The 18,908-nt window shown below is 60.2% G+C and carries 12 protein-coding genes; 9 read left to right on the plus strand and 3 right to left on the minus strand.

The window, feature by feature from the left end:
- The first annotated feature begins 468 nt into the window (after nt 1-468).
- Complete coding sequence (locus J2R80_RS40045; protein WP_253640562.1) at nt 469-1,635, plus strand: acyl-CoA dehydrogenase family protein; 1,167 nt, start codon at nt 469-471, stop codon at nt 1,633-1,635.
- Between the two features lie 203 nt (nt 1,636-1,838).
- On the opposite strand, the gene J2R80_RS40050 is transcribed toward J2R80_RS40045, so the two are convergent.
- On the minus strand, nt 1,839-3,098 hold the full coding sequence (locus J2R80_RS40050) for a Glu/Leu/Phe/Val dehydrogenase (protein ID WP_253640563.1): 1,260 nt from the start codon (nt 3,096-3,098) through the stop codon (nt 1,839-1,841).
- Nucleotides 3,099-3,777: 679 nt separating this feature from the next.
- Here J2R80_RS40050 and J2R80_RS40055 point away from each other — a divergent pair.
- Nucleotides 3,778-5,490, plus strand: coding sequence for an MFS transporter (locus J2R80_RS40055; RefSeq protein ID WP_253640564.1), 1,713 nt, complete (start codon nt 3,778-3,780; stop codon nt 5,488-5,490).
- Nucleotides 5,491-6,624: 1,134 nt separating this feature from the next.
- Entirely contained in the window at nt 6,625-7,743 is a 1,119-nt protein-coding gene (locus J2R80_RS40060) for a branched-chain amino acid ABC transporter substrate-binding protein (RefSeq protein WP_253640565.1), read from the plus strand.
- Nucleotides 7,744-8,392: 649 nt separating this feature from the next.
- Here J2R80_RS40060 and J2R80_RS40065 read toward each other — a convergent pair.
- Nucleotides 8,393-8,566 carry a hypothetical protein gene (locus J2R80_RS40065; RefSeq protein WP_253640566.1) on the minus strand — a complete coding sequence of 58 codons (174 nt, stop codon included), beginning with the start codon at nt 8,564-8,566 and terminating at the stop codon, nt 8,393-8,395.
- A gap of 1,626 nt (nt 8,567-10,192) precedes the next feature.
- On the opposite strand from J2R80_RS40065, the gene J2R80_RS40070 reads away from it, so the two are divergent.
- From J2R80_RS40070 to J2R80_RS40095, 6 genes are read left to right on the plus strand one after another with little or no spacing between them, the layout of a single operon-like run.
- A complete protein-coding gene (locus J2R80_RS40070; RefSeq protein ID WP_253640567.1) occupies nt 10,193-11,707 on the plus strand; it encodes an FAD-dependent oxidoreductase in 1,515 nt (504 codons plus the stop codon).
- 21 nt (nt 11,708-11,728) lie between these two features.
- On the plus strand, nt 11,729-13,036 hold the full coding sequence (locus tag J2R80_RS40075) for an aminotransferase class III-fold pyridoxal phosphate-dependent enzyme (protein WP_253640568.1): 1,308 nt from the start codon (nt 11,729-11,731) through the stop codon (nt 13,034-13,036).
- Nucleotides 13,037-13,067: 31 nt separating this feature from the next.
- Complete coding sequence (locus J2R80_RS40080) at nt 13,068-13,262, plus strand: sulfotransferase (protein WP_253640569.1); 195 nt, start codon at nt 13,068-13,070, stop codon at nt 13,260-13,262.
- A gap of 6 nt (nt 13,263-13,268) precedes the next feature.
- Nucleotides 13,269-14,009 (plus strand): sulfotransferase, encoded by a 741-nt coding sequence (locus J2R80_RS40085; protein ID WP_253640570.1) that lies wholly within the window; start codon nt 13,269-13,271, stop codon nt 14,007-14,009.
- Nucleotides 14,006-15,253: an MFS transporter gene (locus J2R80_RS40090; protein ID WP_253640571.1), complete on the plus strand. Its 1,248-nt coding sequence runs from the start codon at nt 14,006-14,008 to the stop codon at nt 15,251-15,253. Before J2R80_RS40085 ends, J2R80_RS40090 begins: the two co-directional genes overlap by 4 nt.
- 18 nt (nt 15,254-15,271) lie before the next feature.
- Complete coding sequence (locus J2R80_RS40095) at nt 15,272-16,630, plus strand: condensation domain-containing protein (RefSeq protein WP_253640572.1); 1,359 nt, start codon at nt 15,272-15,274, stop codon at nt 16,628-16,630.
- Nucleotides 16,631-17,336: 706 nt separating this feature from the next.
- Here J2R80_RS40095 and J2R80_RS40100 read toward each other — a convergent pair.
- Nucleotides 17,337-17,984, minus strand: a complete 648-nt coding sequence (locus J2R80_RS40100; RefSeq protein ID WP_309143789.1) for an FkbM family methyltransferase — start codon at nt 17,982-17,984, stop codon at nt 17,337-17,339.
- Between the last annotated feature and the right edge of the window lie 924 nt (nt 17,985-18,908).

Consider the following 18,908-nt stretch of genomic DNA (forward strand, 5'->3'; position numbering starts at 1 on the left):
CGGACCATGTTTGATGGCACGTCGATTGCTGGGGAAATGGTAAGGGATCCGCGGGCTAGAGCGCGCCAAGTCGGGAATTGACGACGTGGGCTGAAGTGGCCTGCCGCCATGTGTGAAAAATCGCCGGTTTGAGAAGACATGACAAGACATGCGCTGTCCCCCCCTTGCAGTCATGGTGCAGCTGAGTTGGATGGATCTCACCGCCGCATATGGTCTGATTTGCCGGTTCAGACTCAATATCGCGCCGGGCCACATCTTGGCCAGCTTTCCCGGCCCTCAAGGCCCCTTTTCTTTGGCCCGATCCGTTCGGGATGTGATTTAGAGAGGAGACCGCCGGCAATCCGATCACAATCGATATCAACGCAATCGACGATCTTCTCCGGCTGGAATCAATCCGGCCAGCCTCCGCCATGCGTGCACAATCCACATCAATCACGCCGCTGGGCGTCTCAAGACACCGAGGACAACATGAACACTCCGCCAGAGATGATCGCGCCGGAAACCGACGTTTCGGCAGCGACAAGGGATAATCTGTCGCCGCTGCTGGCCGATATCCGCGCGCGTCGGAACGAGTTCGCCCGCGCGCAGAAGCTTCCAGACGACATCATCGACGCTTTCAAGCGCGCTGGCGTCTATCGGGCCATGGCCGCCAAGCGCTTCGGCGGCGAGGAGCGAACGCCGGCCGATTTTTGTCGCCTGATCGAGCGCATTTCCGAAGCGGACGGATCGGCAGGCTGGGTCGCCAGCTTCGGTGACGGGGCTTGCTATCTCTCCGCTCTTCCAGACGACACGCTTTGCGAAGTATACGCAAATGGACCTGACGTGGTGTACGCGGGTGCGGTTTTCCCGCTCCAGACCGCCAAGCGAAGCGCCGACGGGTTTGTCGTGAACGGCGTGTGGCCATTCGCCAGCGGCTCACCGGGGGCGGAGCTGATAGGCGTTGGGATCACTGTGGAGGATGATCCAACAGGTGGTCTTGCACGTGTAGCCGTGATGCCGGCCGAGAAGGTGACAATCCGTCCCAATTGGGACGTCATCGGCCTGCAAGGCACCGGCAGCCATGACGTCGTTGTCGACGATGTCATTGTGCCGGAGAAGTGGACCCTGATCCGCGGCGGTCCGCCGACACTCGACGGGCCGATCTACCGTTACCCGTCAGTGGCTTTCGCTGCGCAGGCGCATGCGATTGTCGGCATCGGTATTGCGCGCTCCGCGCTAGACGAGGTGATCGCCATGGCCCGAAGCCGCGCCTCGATTACTGGAGCGCCCGTGATGGCAGAGCGCGGCTATATCCAACTGGAGATGGCTAGAGCCGAAGCCATGCTGCGTTCCGCCCGCTCTTTCTTCTATGATGCAACCGAGGAGCTATGGAAGGAAGCATTGGAGGGCACGGTCCGGCCGAACACGACGACGCTGATGCGGCTCGCCGCGACCAACGCCGCCCGACAGAGCGCTGAGGTCTGCAAGATCGCGAGCGGTCTCGCCGGAACTGGCTCGCTCTATACGACGAGCAACCTGGCGCGCGCGATGTGCGATAGCTTCGTGGTTGCCCAGCACGCCGCTTTAAACGAAGGCACGCTTCAGAGCGCCGGCCGCCTCTTGCTCGGAAGTCCAGCACCGCCGGGCTTTCCATGAAGTCGTTCAGCCACGGCAACTCCGCACGGCCCGCAACAACGGATCGTCGGACCCGCGTCATGATGCGGGAACGCACAGGATCCATCCCGCGCGCGCTTGTGCCAAATCTAGCCGCCTTTGCACTTGGCCCCTGCTATACAGATTGAAGTGGACAGAACGCCCATGCGAGCGAGTAGATACCAAATCGAAGTCACTTGAACAGGCTACGGAAACAGCCCGCGTGTCTCCTTTGCACCGCGTACCCGCTCCACACCAATGGCCATAGCGGCAGTGCGATTGGAAACCCCGTCCCGCTCACTTCGCGACAATACCCGATCAAACGCCCGGTCCAATATCTGATACTCCCGACGCATGACCTCTTCCTCCTCCCAGAACAATTGCTGAAGGTCCTGCACCCATTCGAAATAACTAACCACCACACCTCCTGCGTTGCACAGAATGTCCGGGATCACGAAGATCTCTTTCTGGCGCTTTTCGAGAACTCGATCGGCTTCCGGCGTGGTCGGACCATTGGCTCCTTCAGCTAGTATTCGGCAACGCAGGTTGCCTGCCAATTTGTCGTTGATCACCCGTTCCACCGCGGCCGGAACAAGTATGTCGCAATGCAATGCGAGCATCTCCATTGAATCGAAAGCGAGCTCACTGGAATAACCGTTCAAGCTGCCGTGCCAGGCGGCATGCCTGACCAGCTCGGGAATATCGAGACCCGAGGGCTGGTAGAGCGCGCCGGTGTGATCGCTTACCGCGATCACTTTGACTCCCATATTATGCAGCTCGAGTGCAGCGATCGAGCCGACGTTTCCGAATCCCTGTACAACCGCAGTTGCGCCATCGAGACGGATGTTGCGCTCATCTGCAGCACGACGGGCCAGATGAGCGACACCTCTGCCTGTGGCTTCCCGACGCCCCAGGGTTCCGCCGGCGCTAACAGGCTTTCCCGTCACGATTTCCGTAACCGTTCGTCCCTGATACATGGAGTATGTATCCATGAACCAGGCCATGATCTGCTCATTGGTTCCCATATCGGGCGCCATCACGTCTGTGTGGGGCCCGACGAATGGGATCATCTCCTGCATATATCGACGAGAAAGCGCCTCGAGTTCGCGCCTGGACAAGCTCGCCGGATCGACGTTGATTCCCCCCTTCGCGCCGCCATATGGCAGTCCGACCAATGCGCACTTCCAGCTCATCCAGATCGCCAGTGCCGCGACTTCGCCGAGATCAACGCTGGCTGCGAACCGTGTGCCCCCCTTCGTGGGGCCAAGCGTCAGGTGATGCTGCACGCGATAGCCTTCGAACACTGCGGTCGTGCCGTCATCGCGATGAATCGGACAGGAGATCGTGACCGCGCGCTTGGGCATCAGGATCCTGGCTCTCGCGTCCTGCGGTATGGATAGATAGTCTGCGATGACTTCGAATTGCTTTACGGCCATGTCAAAGACTGGCCCACGGTATGCCGTCACGTTCGCTTCCCTGGTTGCCGGTTAGATGCTGGATCAAGTGGTGGATTCGGTATTGCCGTTTTCTAATATTCATCCGGCCTGCGACAGACCCGCTGTCTGTGACACAGCAATTGTTCGCCCGGGCCTGGAAGGCCCATCTGTTGATCCACATTGCGTTCTCGGTGGAAATCCTTCGCCGCAGCACCCGCCGCGCGGGATGGGAACAGACCGGACGCCCTCCATCGACAGGCAACAATTTGCCGACCGAAAGCAGGTTCCGCCAAACGCCGCATCGCTATGTGCACTATCGATAGTCCGTGACATGGACTTCCGGCTCCCCAGCAGTGAGGGAGCGCTTCACCGTATCTCGCGACGAATGATTCCGCACTCGTGGACTTCGTCCATTTGTCCGTTACGTACAAAGTTTGCGCGCCAGCCATGCATTGTCTGTCAATGTGGCAATGCAAGCGACGCACTGGCGCGAATAGGCACGAAGCGGACCTCACTCATCCGATCGACAGCGCCCCGTGAGCCAGGAACGCGTACTTACTGAAATGGAGAGATCGGAAAACAAGCCGAACACCGCTATGCGATCGGCGCGTCTCGTTCACGACCAAGCCAGGGTGTGGTCGATATTGCGCCCGGAACATCCTTGTGATCCGCATCAGAATCAAATCATGGTAGATCATCACGATCTGACATGACCGATTCAACCACAGTCCAGTCGCGTAGCGCCGACGGCATCACGGCGCCTCTGCGGCACGCGACGTTTCGCCGTATCTGGCTTGCGAGCCTCCTGTCCAATATCGGCAGCTTGATTCAAGGTGTCGGTGCAGCCTGGGCGATGACGCAGATGACGTCCTCGGCTGACAAAGTCGCGCTGGTGCAGACCGCGCTATTGCTGCCAGTGATGCTGATTTCCATGCCAGCCGGCGCGATCGCCGATATGTACGATCGCCGCATCGTGGCGCTGGTTTCGCTTGGCATCGCGCTCGCCGGCGCAACCGGCCTGACTGTGGCCGCCTGGCTTGGTTTGGCCACACCGAACGTCTTGCTCGCACTCTGCTTCGTGGTCGGCAGCGGGATGGCCCTTATGGGACCGGCTTGGCAATCGTCCGTAAGCGAACAAGTGCCGTTGGAAGCGCAGCTGCCTGCGGCCATTGCGCTGAATGGCATCAGTTACAATATCGCACGGAGCGTCGGCCCGGCAATCGGCGGCGTGGTGGTAGCTAGCGCCGGTGCAGTGGCCGCATTCGCGCTCACCACGCTGCTCTATCTGCCGCTGATAGTCTCGTTGTTCCTTTGGAAGCGCGTCAGCGCCCCCTCACGCCTGCCACCTGAAAGATTGAGCCGCGCAATGGTATCCGGCGTGCGCTACATCAGCAATTCGCCATCGATCAAAGTCGTATTGCTTCGCACCCTTGTAACCGGCGTCGGAGGCGGCGCGATTACTGCGCTGATGCCTCTGGTGGTGCGGGATGTGTTGCATGGCGACGCCCAGACCTACGGCATCATGCTCGGCGCCTTCGGCCTGGGTGCCGTAGTCGGCGCGTTGAACATTGCCGAGATCCGCAGCCGGATGAGCGGCGAAGCTGCGATTCGCGCCTGTGCATTGTCCATGGGCGCGGCGATGGCTGCCGTGGCGCTAAGCCGCCAACCGCTATTGACCGCGGCCGCGCTGGTCCTGGCTGGAGCCGTGTGGATGCTGACATGGGCGGTGTTCAACATCGGAGTTCAGCTGTCGGCGCCACGCTGGGTAACCGGTCGCTCGCTTGCAGCCTATCAGGCGGCGAGTTCAGGCGGGATTGCCGTCGGCAGCTGGGGTTGGGGCCATCTGACCGACGCGGCCGGCGTTGAAACCGCGCTGCTGGTATCGGCCGCCCTGATGCTCGCCTCACCAATCATCGGCCGTTGGCTGCCCATGCCCCGTGTCGGCGCGCGCGGCGAAGAGCCTGAGCCGCTCGCCGATCCCGAAATACGGCTCGCCCTGACCGGACGCAGCGGGCCGCTCGTCGTCGAGATCGAATACCGAATTGCACAAGAGAATGCCCGCGCGTTTCACAATGTCATGCAGGACGTGCAATTGTCTCGCCAGCGCAACGGCGCCTATGGCTGGTCGATCGCGCGCGACATCGCCGATCCCGAATTGTGGACCGAACGCTATCACTTTCCGACCTGGTTCGACTACTTGCGCTGGCGCAACCGCCCGACCCAGTCGGAACGTGCCCTGGAGCGGCAGGCCATTCACTTCCACATCGGTCCTGCGCCGGTACGTGTGCGCCGCATGCTGGAGAGGCCATTCGGCGCGGTACGCTGGAAGGACGACACGCCCGAGGGTGCGAGCGCGGAAATGCGGCCGGAGATGGCAAGCGCGGCAAACGCACGTAGCCGGGCGCTTCGGCCGACCAAGTAACCCGGTTTCCCGAAGCTCGGAACCTTAGCGGACGGATGTGCTCGAATATGCAGAAGATCGAGTTTTCGGGCAGGCTGTACGACTAGTTCAACGTGCGAGCAGCCTGCCAGCGAATCCGATCTCCTGACCAAGGCCAGCCTCGCCGGCCGTGTCACCCGAGCACTGATGCACTTCTGACAGGCTTCGAATTCTGACAAGCTTCGAATTCGATCCGCTCTTGCTGTGCCGCGCTTCAACGAAGGTTCAATCGAGGGCGATTCATGCGCAATCATGACCTTGTCTCGGGTAGTCTCCTCGCGCTGACCGCAACCAGCTTCGAGCTCCTCTGCTCAAGCCTGTTCGTCTTTGCCTTCATTTGAAACGAGCGCCGGTTGCCTTGTCGGCCTATGAATGCCGGCCTCGCCATCAAGTATCAAGAGTTCAACGACCTGTAAGGACGACAAGGATTTCTGACCTCGGCGCGGGCTCGGCTGACGCCGAGAGCCTTCGTGCCCGCCTAGCCAGGACAGCAAAAACAACTCTGCAGTCAGTTCCGTCTGCCACCGTCGATGTCGGTGAGGCATGTGGATTGTCTTTCGAATGGCGGACGATGTGAACGATCGCCTCATCTCTCTCCCGTCTGGACCGCTTACCTCTCACGTACGCATTCCTGACGCGTCGAGCTCTGTACGTTGCGGACTGAGCTATTACTTTCCTGGCTGCAAGTTTCCGCTAGTGTCGTCCAACGTAGCGCCGTGCGTTGAACGAGCGCCGGGCGATATGAGATCGGCAACGCGTTGCGAGAATGAGACGGGACGAACGTTTGTACGTTAACGTTGCTCGTTGATATAGCTCTACCCTTGCGTACGCGCCCCGGCCCATCACTCTGCTGGAACGGCATCGGAAAATGTCTTTGTACTGCTTTCGGGCGATGAGCTGCCTGCCGATAGTTCACCGAACTTCTATATGGTTCGGCGTACGGACTGTTTCTCCACCGGCTCAAGGTGGGCTGCCGCTCCATCATGGCAGTGCACGCGGATGTTCGCTGCGCGGCCATGACTTTATCTCCGGCTGCTTTTAGGCGCTGGCCGTTGCCAGGATCGCTTTGCTTTGCTCGACTTACTCGCCGCTGTATTTACCTTGTGAGGACCATCCATGACATCACTCAAGCTGATCGGCTTTGCGTTTGGAGCACTGATTGCGCTGTCCACCGCGGCACTGGCAGAGGACATCACCATCGCCGTCGCTGGACCGATAACTGGGGGCGAGTCCGCCTTCGGGCGGCAGATGAAGAACGGCGCCGAGATGGCGGTGGAGCAGATCAACGCTTCCGGCGGCGCACTCGGCAAGAGGCTCGCCCTCGACATTGAGGACGATGCCTGCGATCCTAAGCAGGCGCGATCGGTCGCGGAGAAGATTGCTGCAGCCAAGACCCCATTCGTTGCCGGGCACTTTTGCTCTTCGTCGTCGATCCCGGCTTCGGAAGCCTATGCGGACGGCAACGTACTGCAGATTACGCCCGCCTCGACCAACCCCCTGTTCACCGAGCGCAAGCTATGGAACGTGGCGCGCGTCTGCGGTCGCGACGACCAGCAGGGCCAGGTTGCTGCCGATTATATCGCCAAGCATTTCAAGGGCAAGAACATCGGCATTCTCAACGACAAGACCACCTATGGCAAGGGGCTTGCCGACGAGACGAGGAGGGCCCTCAACAAGGCCGGCGTCATCGAGAAGATTTACGAGTCCTATAACAAGGGCGACAAGGATTTCAATGCGATTGTCTCGCGTCTAAAGCGGGACAATATCGACCTCGTCTATGTCGGCGGCTATCACCAGGAAGCAGGTCTCATCCTGCGCCAGATGCGTGATCAGGGCCTGAAGACCGTACTGATGTCGGGTGACGCCTTGGCTGACAAGGAATTTGCCTCGATCACCGGCGCAGCTGGAGCGGGCACGCTATTCACTTTCGGGCCAGACCCACGCAAGAAGCCGGCGGCGGCTGCCATCGTCAGTAAGTTCAGAGCCAGGAACATCGATCCCGAAGGGTACACCCTCTACACCTACGCTGCGGTTCAGGTCTGGACCCAGGCCGCAACCAAGGCCGGCACCACGGATCCGAGGAAGGTGATGGACGTGATCAAGGCGGGCTCTTGGGAAACGGTTATTGGCAGGCTGGAATACGACGCCAAGGGTGACATCAAGCAGCTCGACTATGTCGTTTACAGGTGGGATGACAAGGGTGGCTACACCGAGACCAACCCGAGCGCGTTTTGACGCATCTTAGGCCGACGCATCAAAGCTGGCGTGTCTCCCGGAGCGGTGATCAATGCCGATCGATCGATTACTCCAGGGCAGTAAACTACGGCCGGAAGAAATTGAATGTCTGAGCTTGGCCTATGCACAGACACTGCGTTCGCTTTGCTTGGTTGATCGAGACGACCCTATCGCCGAAATCGTCGCAAAGAAGGTCATCGCGATCGGCGCAAGTGGGGTTAGCGATCCAGCAGAGATATCAAAGCTCGCTGTGGAGCAGCTTCGTATCCATAGATCGCGATCCGCATAAAGGGAGCACCGCGTGCATACGCCGATCGTTGGACCTTTACCCGATCGATGCTCGGCCCGCTCTCCAGGTTCAACGCCTCCACCGGGTTGGAGGCAATGGAGCTTGTTAGACCTGCCTAACGCAGATCTATGAGGGATCGACAAGATGAAAGGGCTGACCGAGAGCCTGCAGACTCACATCCTTGCGATACGTATCACTGATGTTTATCGATCCACGAAGCGGTTCGAACGCGGCCCCGCCCCATGAAGAACAAGGGCGGGGCCGCTCCCCTCCCCCGGGGGACGCCGCGCGGCGGATCATAATGGCTTTGTCTAACGTCCATCATCTGCGGATTGACCATTCGGTATACGGCCGAGCGCGTCAGTCGGATTGCGGCTTTCGGCCCTCTGCATTCTGCGTGACATTGCGCAAGACGAGTTCAGAAAGCTGCACGACTAGCTGTTTGAGACGCGCGATCTCCTGCCTGCAGCGCACCAACTCACGCTCTTCATCCGTCGTTGTCGACTCATAGCGGCTCCCAACCGCATGATTCATTTGACCCTCTACCCGACCAATAACCGCGAACGACAGTTCAAGCACACTCTATTGCCCTGTAATTTTACGGGCACATCGGCCTTTCTACGCCACTAAACATTGTACGATGCGATCCAACTGTCTCGCCGGCCCTGGCAATGTGCTATCCGCGCTACAGATTGGACCGTTTCGTACTAAACTCACTGGCATGACCGGCAAGGACGTCGAGTTTTGTCCTCTTGGAGCCGGAATGACTCAGCAGGAACGGCGATCGCCTCTCAGCCTGGGATAGGTTTCGGGTAGGCAAGACCGAGCTCCGGTTGAATTGGCTTTGAGGCGAATGCATTGCTCGTGGGCGAAATCCAGGGCAACTCGCCCGCCCGGCCAACGCCCCGCCGCGATCTTGCCGCAGCGCACGGGTGTCGTCGATCGGATCGCGCATTTGAGATCGTCGACGCCGACCGCGCCATTCGGCTGGCTAATAAGACGCTCAAATGGTGCGCTGAAGGTTCTCGGCCGCCAATCAGAAAGCACGTCAGCTTTTGGAAAGCCAACAGGCATGAGCTCACATGGAAAACATGCCGCAACGACGCCTCGATCGCGATGCGGTGCACGACCATCAAAAAAAACGAATGCAACACGTACGTCCACCCTTCTCGGACCACTTAGCTGCTTGTGAAAGGCGGTCAGCTTGAAATTGTATGCGGGTCAGCTCAAAGAGCTTGAATCGCACGTGGCGGCACGTTGTACCATCTCAGAGCAGCTAACGAGGATACCCGACGGGACTTACTGTTGCTGCCATGATGAGACGATGACGCCGATGCGGTCGGTATGTGTACAGCAGAGACCAACTCCACTGTTCCAACCATCGTCTGTGAGATTACGCAAAGGAGTACAATCGACACCAGATCTGTCCGACATTGGTCCTTTCGCAGTTTGAATTTGCGGTGAAAGCTTTACCGCAAATACCGCCGACAGTCCTCCCTCTGTCGACGGAAGTTGGCGCGATGCTTAGCAGCCTCGCTCCCCAGACTGACTTCCGCCCGGCCATCGATCAGGCCGGGCCTTTTTTTGTCGTCTATGAAGGGCATAGCTTGAGTCGTTCTAGCCAGCATCTGATGTGCGGAGAGTCGTGAAAGAAATTCAATTGCTGGTAGTCCATCAGACCGGCTGAGTCTCGCGCGATCAAACCGCGTACAATTCATACAATGATATATGAATGTAGTGACCGATCGATTCATTCCAGCGAGTGCGGCCCTAAAAGCTCCCCCATGGCGCCGCGAAGCGGAACTTGCGAGCGCCGTCTCGATCACGAAAATATATGTTTGGTGCGCACATCGGGAGCAGGTGGGCGGCTTGCTTTGAGAGTACTTAGATCTATCAAAAATTGCATTCCGGAAAAAGCCGCTTGCTGATATTCATGCGGTTGCTGCCTCGAAGGGCTTGAATCGCACGCCGCGTCATATTGTACGATCTCACGGCGATGATCCTTGGCAAACGAGCGAAGCCAAACCGGATAATCCGGGGCGATCGCATGGATCAGCCGCGCGTTCAGCACTCGCGATGAGACTTGTTTGATGGCACCTCCTCTCTAATGAATACGGCGCGATTGTGCATCGGCGATATCTGTTGCCAGAAGATGGGATAATGACGGCCGATATTGTTGATGTATGCGTAATCGGAAGTGGCGCCAGCGGCTCGACGGTCGCTCACGAGATCGCGCAACGCGGATTGCGAGTACTCCTTCTCGAGGAAGGTCGAACACTTCCTCCCGGCGCTTCGCTGGCGAGCATCCAAAATGGCATGGATAGCGCGCTAGTGCAGTCTGCGGCAGGGACGTTGACGCCGTTCGGGCGTCCGTGGACCGTCTGCGCGCTCGGCGGCGGAATGACTTTGTATGCCGGAATAGCCTTCCGCTGTCGCGCGATCGATTTTGACGCACGAGCGCATGTGGCCGGGGACGCGCTCGACCCGAGCTGGCCGATCGACTACACCGAACTACGCCCATTCTATGATGAGCTGGAACGGCGCGTGGGAGTGGCCCGCCTGGCCGGAGCGGACCCGCTCGAGCCGCCAAGCGATCCCCCCGTTCTGCCGCCGCACCAGTACAGCGTGCAGGGCCAGTTGATTGCCGATGCCGGAGCACGCCTGGGCCGGCTGCCGTTCCCCACTCCATTAGCAATCAACTCGATGCCATATCGCGGCCGGCCAGCCTGCCGCTGCGAGGGACCATGCAACGAACATTTGTGCCCGAGCGGCGCGAGGGCCGACGCACGCTCGCCGTTCACAGGTATCGCCCTGCCGCCGGACGCGCTGACGATTGCGCCCGGCAGCAAGGCCGTCCGCATCGATCTCGGCAACGTCAGTCGAGCGGATTCGGTGGAATGGGTTGACACGCTCAACCGACAACGCGCTCGGGTCCGCGCCCGCTGCGTGGTACTCGCGGGCAACGCGGTGCAGTCTGCCGCCCTGCTCCTACGGTCGGCGCAACAGGCAGCGCCCAACGGCATCGGCAACGCATCTGGCATGGTAGGCAGTGGCATCTCGTTTAAGATCAGCGGCTACGTGTCCGGTAGGACCACGATAAATCCGCCGATCACGCCCCAGCCCGGCCGCCCCTTCTCCACCGTCGCGGTGTCCGATCACTACCTGGACGACGAGGCGCCCTCGGGGCTCGGCGGAATGATCTACGAAGCAAGTCCGCCTGAACGCACGGAATCCGACGGAGAGATAAGGCTACGGCTGCATTTTTTGGCGGCCGATCAGCCCATGCGCAACAATGCGGTCCGGCTGGCCACCAGCCGGGACGGGCTGGGTTTGCCCAAGATCATTCTCGATTACCGGACCCATCCCCTCGACAAGCGCCGACTAGGCTACTTGTCCCGACATGCGTCGAACTTGCTGGCCGAGGCTGGGGTAAAACAAGTCGATTATCAAGATTCCAACTATCAGTTCGGCAGCGGCCACCTGCATGGCGGCTGTCGGGCGGGACTCGATCCGACACAATCGGTGGTTGACCGCTGGGGTCGCGTGCATGACATCGACAATCTCTATGTCGCGGATGGCGGCTTCTTCCCCTATGCCGGAGGCGTCAACCCGACCTTCACCATTCAGGCGAACGCGCTGCGGATCGCTCGAAGAATAGTCACGCAGCTGACGTAACGAGCGCAACGGAGACGGGTTTTGTCGATCAGCACGCCTACTGCCGCCGTGACCGCGACCGACGGGCATGGATCGGCACTGCGACGGGCGCTACGCGTCACCGCTTCGCAGAAGTGGGATCTCAACAGGCGTTTTCCGGTCGTGATGACGCGCGCGTCAGGCGCGCATGCATGGGACATCGATGGAAAGCAATACGTCGATTTCACTTCCTGTAGCGGTGCCGCGCCGCTCGGGGCCGGATTTGAGCCGGTCGTGGCGCACGCAGCCGCTGAGATGCGCCGCACCGGCGGGATTCTGCCCGGACCGCTGTCCGTGCACCGGGTCGAATTGGCCGAACGGCTGGCGGAGATCTTCCCCGTCGCGGAACGCTCAATGTTTTTCCGCACCGGATCTTGCGCTACCACCGCAGCCGTGCGCCTTGCCCGCGCGTTCACGGGCCTCAACCATGTACTGACCAGCGGATATCACGGCTGGCATGACTGGCAGTTGCAGGACCGCCCCGAGATGGGGCTGCCCAATCGGGACCGCGACAGCGTGGATTTCCGCTACAACCTCGACTTGCTCGACGAGCTGGCAAGTGTCCAGCGCGTCGCCGCGGTGATCGTCACCCCGGAGGTCAACTTCTTCCCGCCTGAATACCATCAGGAACTGCAGAGGCTGGTGCATCGGCACGGCGCCCTGCTTATTCTTGACGAGGTGATGACCGGATTTCGCTACGCCCTTGGCGGGTACCACATGGCGATCGGCCTCACGCCCGATCTGATTACACTGAGCAAAGGACTGGCGAACGGAATGGCACTGTCGGCAGTCGCGGGCCGGGCGGACGTACTCGCCGCGGCCGAAAAGACATACATGGGAAACACCTACCAGCGCGAAGTCACCCCGTTCGCCGCCGCATTGAGCACCCTGCACGCCCTGCGCGACGGGACCGCGCTGGCCCGGATGGGCGAGGTCGGCGAGCAATTGATCAAGGGGCTCAACGGCGTCTTCACAAGACAGCAGGTCGCGGCATGGGCGTTTGCCTGGCCCACCATGTTCGATGTCGTATTTGCTGACCCCGAACTTGGCCATGCCTTCTTCCAGGAAATGTGGGGTCGCGGCTTCCTGATGCAGTATGGCGGGCGCTTTATGCCCTCGGCGGCTGTGTCCGATGCCGATGTGCAGGCCGCCGTCGAAGCAGCTGGAGAGGCCCTTGCGGCGGCGCTGTCCCGCATGGAGAACCCGGCTCGCGACCCGGACGCAGTCGCAGCTGCAGTACGGTTCGCCAGAGATCATTTCGTTGCCACCCCGGGAGCGGTTCGGCGCTGGTTCAATGCGCCCGTCCACTGACAAGCACGCATGTCGAACAGGGAACAAGACCATGTCGCAGCCGGACCCATTTTCCACATCGCCGGTGCTGCTCGGCGGCGACAACCGGTCGGGCACCACCCTGCTGAGTGTCGTGCTCGATTCGCATCTGGATCTGGTAGCCGGGCCAGAGATCGACTTCCTCGAACCGCCCAACCTCGGGCCGCACATTCTGGGTGCCATCGATCAGCTGGCGGCCGCCGATTAGTGGGGCGTGGGCGCAAGCAAGAACACAATCGATCCGTTCTGGTATGACGGGATGCATTTTGTGGTGCAGTGCCGCCGCTTCGGTCTCGACTTCGATGACGTGCGCGAACTGGTCGGCAAGGTCATGGTCGTCACGGGCAATGACATTGTCTCGTTCGCCGATCGATGCCATCTCATCAACGAGATCGGTGAGTTGCGCCGGGTGCGCAGCGGAGCGCAACGCTGGGGATTGAAACTGCAGCGGAAGATCACCCGGATCGACGACTTCGCCCGCCTGTGGCCGCGTGCACATTTCGTGCATATCGTGCGGGACGGCCGCGACGTTGCCGCCTCTCATCTGAGGACAGTTCCCGATTGGGGGTACCGAACAATTGCCGATGCCGCGCAGGGCTGGCTTGAAGTGGTATCCCGGCCGCACAGAATTGCGCCGCCTGGCCGTTACCTCGAGGTGCGTTACGAGGACCTTGTAGGCAGTCCCCGCACTACTCTGGCGACGATTTTGGATTACCTCGGCTTGCCTTGGGACGAGGCCGTGCTGCGTCACGCTGAATATGAACACGCATTGTTCGAACAACCGCACGACCACCCGGCAGCCGAGGCTGCGGGAAAGCCGCTGCATCAGGGGCGGATCGGTCGCCACGTCCAGGATTTGACGCCAGCTCAGATTTCGGAGTTCGAGGAGATCGCCGGAAGTGAACTGGCCCGACTAAGCTATCTGTCCGCCTCAACGCCGTCTGGCGACGCGTGAGCCGCCGGCGCCGATCTGGTGCACCTCATCGGCTGCCAAGCAGCTACCTTGCGCTGCTCGTCGGCCAGACCATTTCCTTGCTGGGCTCCAACGTAACCATGCTGGCGCTGCCGCTGACTGCAATTACCCTGCTGGATGCCGGACCGGCGCAGGCGGGGCTCTTGCTGGCCTGCGGTCGGGCACCGTGCCTTTTCGTGAGCCTGTTCGCCGGGGTCATCGTCGACCGTCTCCCGCACCGACAAATCCTTCTGACGGCCAATGTGGTGATGGCGGTAACGCTCGCCACCATTCCGTTGTGCGCCAGCCTTGGACATCTGGGAATGGTTCAGCTGTACGTGACAACCGTGCTGGTTGGGGTAGCCGCGGTGATCGCCGACGTGGCTTATCTGGCGTGCATACCCACAGTCCTGGATCGATCTCAGCTGGTTCGGGCGCAGAGCTCATTGGAGTTCAGCCAAGCGACCGCGATGGCCGCAGGTCCGTTCCTGGCCGGCTGGCTCATCAACGCCTTCTCCGCTCCAACCGCAATCCTGGCCGACTCCGTCTCATTTCTGCTTGCCGCCGCGTTGCTCTCGCTGGTGCCGATGCGTGCCACCTCATGGTCAGCGGCCCCCTCGAGCACTGTGCTCGTCCAAATGGCAGAAGGGTTGGCGAGTGTGTTCGGCAATCCAGTTTTAAGGGCCGTTACCCTAGCCACCGGCACATTCATCTTTTGGCACAACGCGTATTCTGCAGCTTTTCTCCTGCATCTGACCAGGACTCTCGAGTTCGACAGCCGAATCGTCGGCATGGTGCTCGGTATCGGTGCCCTCGGCGGTGTGGTGGGCGCGGCGGGATCACCGTGGGCGGGCCGGACGATTGGGCTTGGTCCCGTATTAATGACCGGTTTGGCGATAAGCGCGGCAGGCATGAGCCTTGCCAGCCTGTTCACCGGGCCCTGGTGGGCAGCAGTGGCATGCGTGGCGCTCTCCCAATTCATTCTGTGGATCGGCCAGGGACTCTACCACGTGCAGCAAGTTCCAATTCGATATGCGTTGATCCCACAGCACCTGCAAGGCCGGGTCAACGCGAGCATCCGCAGCGTCGTGTGGGGACTGGGCTCGTTGGGCGCACTGGTCGGCGGCGCGGCCGCTGCTGCAACGACCCTGCGCACCATGTTGCTGGCGAGCAGTGTGCTTGGCACCGCCTCGATAGTCTGGATCTGGCGCTCGCCGCTGCGCCGCATGCGTAGCTTGCATCTGTAACCATCGTGACGGCCCTTCATGGACATCAAGCAATTGTGCGATACTGATCGGCAGCCGGGTCGGCTGATGGTGTGGCGGGTCAGCGTTCCCGACCCGGTCAGCTGGCGGACCGACCCGCGCCGTCCGTCCCATGTTCAGGAGGACCATCTTCGCTTTGCACACGATGGCCTGCCCGGCTGGCTCGGCACCGCCTTCGACTTGCCGGGCGAGTTCAACAGCGCTGCGCTGACCAAATCGATCCTTGGCTGGGTCGACCGGCACGAGGCGCTACGCAGCCGGTTGGTCAAGGATGGATCGGCAATTCGTCGTGTCACGATTGATCCAGGCGCGGCAGCGCTTGAAAATACCGTGGTGGATGACTGCGCCGATCCCGATGAAATAGCTCAATTACTGGAAGAGCTGTTTGACGCAGAGACCAAGCCGCTGACCTGGCCGGCATATGTCTTCGTGACGATCACCCGGCCGACATCGACAAGCCTCATCTTGGCCTGCGACCACTCCGTCAGCGATGCCTACTCCATCGCTTTGGTGCCATACGAAATCCGCGAGCTGTACACAGCCGCAATCCTGGGAGTGGCGCCCGAGCTGGCACCGGTGAGCAGCTATCTGGACCACGCTGAATCCGAACGAGAGCGACTGAGCGATTTGACCGATGATCATCCTGCTATCGCTCACTGGCGCGCGCTGATCGACGCAAACGGCGGTCAATTGCCGGATTTTCCGCTACCACTCGGTGCGCCGGAGGGGACCTTACAACGCACAGGACGAATGTGGCTGCTCGATGCGGCACAAGCATCTGAGTTCGATCGCGGCTGCAGGTCCCAGGGCGGAAACGCTACGACGGGATTATTCGCCTGTCTGGCGCTCGCCGGAAAGACGCTGGCAGACCAACAAGAATTCCTCGCCGTTGCCCCCTTTCACACGCGGTACGATCTGCGCTCGATGCGCTCGGTTGGATGGTATGTCGGGATGAGCCCGGTGAGTTTCCGCCTGGCTGGCACGTTGCCGCAACTCCTGCGCGCCGCGCGACTCGAGCTCAAGCGAGCCAAGAAAACCGCTCAGGTGCCATTTCCAAAAGCGATGGAGTTGCTCGGCACCGCGCTGCGCGACCGTTTCATGGTCTCTTATATGGACAATCGCACTGTGCCCGGGTCAGACCTGTGGCCGCAGTGGCGGACACGATTTCTGATCAGTCGTAGTTCTGATGCTTGCGAGACGTACCTGTGGATCAGTCGCTGGCAGGACGGAATTTCCGTGCACTTCCGTCACCCCGGCAGCGCCCTCGCGCGAACCGCGGTGGATGACTATCTCGCTGAAGTGGCGGCGCAGGCTCATTTCATCAGTCGCGCTGGTCCACTGCCGCGACTTTCGAACTGACCAAAAGGCAAACAGCATCCTCACATGGCTTTTTGCACAGGGCTGGCGATGGCACGGTCCTTGCCAAGCCCTGGCCGTGAGATTAATTCGTCCCGGAACGACCGAGGAGACCCCGCGGGATGATCGGCTGCTGCGGTTATGCTCGCATGGATAAAGGGAGTTTCAAATGACGCCTGCGACGACCAAGTTGTCCCCAGATGCTGACCATTCGAAGAATGGAAGAGGCCAGGGACGGCGTGAGCATCAACTCACGGCATGCAACACAATAGCGGCGCCTAGTGCGTGATGAAATCCGACCAACTCAAGGAGCTACGCGAACTCATGCAATTGCTTTGGCATTTGTTCGAACGAGTGCACCAGCTTCCAAGAGGCCCAGAACATACAGCAGCCGTTCAGACGCTTAAACGCTTGGAGCGCCGGCTGGTAGTGCTGATTCAAGCATCTGAAACGGCTCGGGCGACTGACCGCAAAATCGCCGGTCGTGCCGGCTCGCTAAGCCGGTGATTGTCAGACACTCACCAAAGCCTCGACGTGGCCGCCATCGGCGGGATCTGCAACAGTAGCCGCGAACAAAAAGGACGCTCGTAAGCTTGTCCGACCAGCTATATCTGTTCGTCCTATTGATCACTGGTTGTGCAGCTTTGGGCGGCATAAACTGCGCAAATCAGTCTTCCAGCAACGAACGAGCGCCGTATTCAAGTAGCCGCTAGAAGCGCGTATTTTTAAGCAATACATCGCCTTCCACGTCGTGCGGATAGTGCGCCGCCACTTCGAACGATGGCAACAGGCCAAGAATGGCCTGGAGGGACAGCTGCCCTTCGTAGAGCTCGCGGTCGCTGTATTCCGTGTAGATGAAGCGCGTGTTGCTGACGGTCTGCATGCCGCCGGCGATGACGTCGGCTTCGGCTCCCTGGACATCCATCCAGATGAAATCGACCCTGTTCAGCCCGGCTTCGTTGCACCAATCGTCAAGCCTGCGCGTTTGAACCGGGACGGGACGATCGAAACGAACCCAATCATACTCAGTCAGATGATTTTTCGGGCGGCGTATCGAGCCGGAAAGGTCCCATTCCTTCGCATCGCCATCTGCATTGCTTGGATGGAATTCGATCATCCCGTTTCGATCACTGATCGCGATTTCGAGCAACTTCACCTTGTCGAGAGATGGGCCCAACTTCTTCTTGAACCTCACGATCGCTCTGGGGTCAGGCTCGAAGCAGTAGAGCTGCGCTTGCGGGCACAGGTTGAGAAAGTGTTGTGTGTCGGTCCCGTCGTTGCATCCGATATCCAGGATCACCGGATCCGACTTCTGAAGAAGGGAAACAATGTGCTGATGTATTTCCACAGAAGACACCGGTCTTTCCCCCGATAGTTGAAATTTCCTGCTCGAAGCCGCAATCACATGCCAGACGCCCCCGCACAACGTATATCAACGTATATAATTCATATGCCCGGCCTTCCTTATCCATCGCCATCTGGACGCTGATACCAAACGGCAGTCCGTCGCGGCGAAAGCCGCAGCAATTGTCCTGGGGCGACAGAGCTATCCGGAAGGACGTAAATCGGAAAGCGTGCACGAGAAGCGAAAGGCCATGCCGGTGTGCGGTCCCTCGCCCTAGAGACTAAAGATCGTCTTCCTGTAAACATCGTCGTGCCGGCGCATTACCCGTCGGCGGCTCTCGATGGAGCGGTCGAGGACAGAGTGACCGCTCCTGCGCAACGATGACCAATCACCGTCGATCGCAGTTGCAGCCCAGCCAATGTCGCCCTGCCATCTGATAGTCGGCGTTCCAGATTCGCGCACTCACGATCCTTCGGCTCACGACTTTTAGGCTGTTTGGCCTGAAGGAGCGCGATCACGCCGGGCGATCCTGAGAGCGCGCCCAGGCCACGCTGACCGCCGCTGAATGATGGTCGCAGAACTCACCGCAACGTTCGCCGATCCATGTACTCCGGCGCTCGGAGAAAACAGCATTGGTGCGGCGCGAACTCTAAGGAGCATCGATCACGGCCACTCCGACGGGGCACGCGGCCTCCCAGGTGGTCGGGTCCCAGCAGTCCATAGGTCGCTCCCGACGAATCGGCTCGGTTCCGGAAGGCTACGCCAATTCGGGCCGTCGACCGCGGGTCACGCTACGCTACCCTTCACTTCGCGGACCCGCGGCGTGCATCCAGAGACCGCAAGATAAGGGTATAGGGGGAATGTGGTTGTGTTGACGAAACGCAATGTCATTTTCGCAACAGCTTGGCTGTCTCTAGACATGATGACGTCTGCTTC

The sequence above is a fragment of the Bradyrhizobium sp. USDA 4541 genome, from assembly GCF_024171085.1.
GTDB lineage: Bacteria > Pseudomonadota > Alphaproteobacteria > Rhizobiales > Xanthobacteraceae > Bradyrhizobium > Bradyrhizobium australafricanum.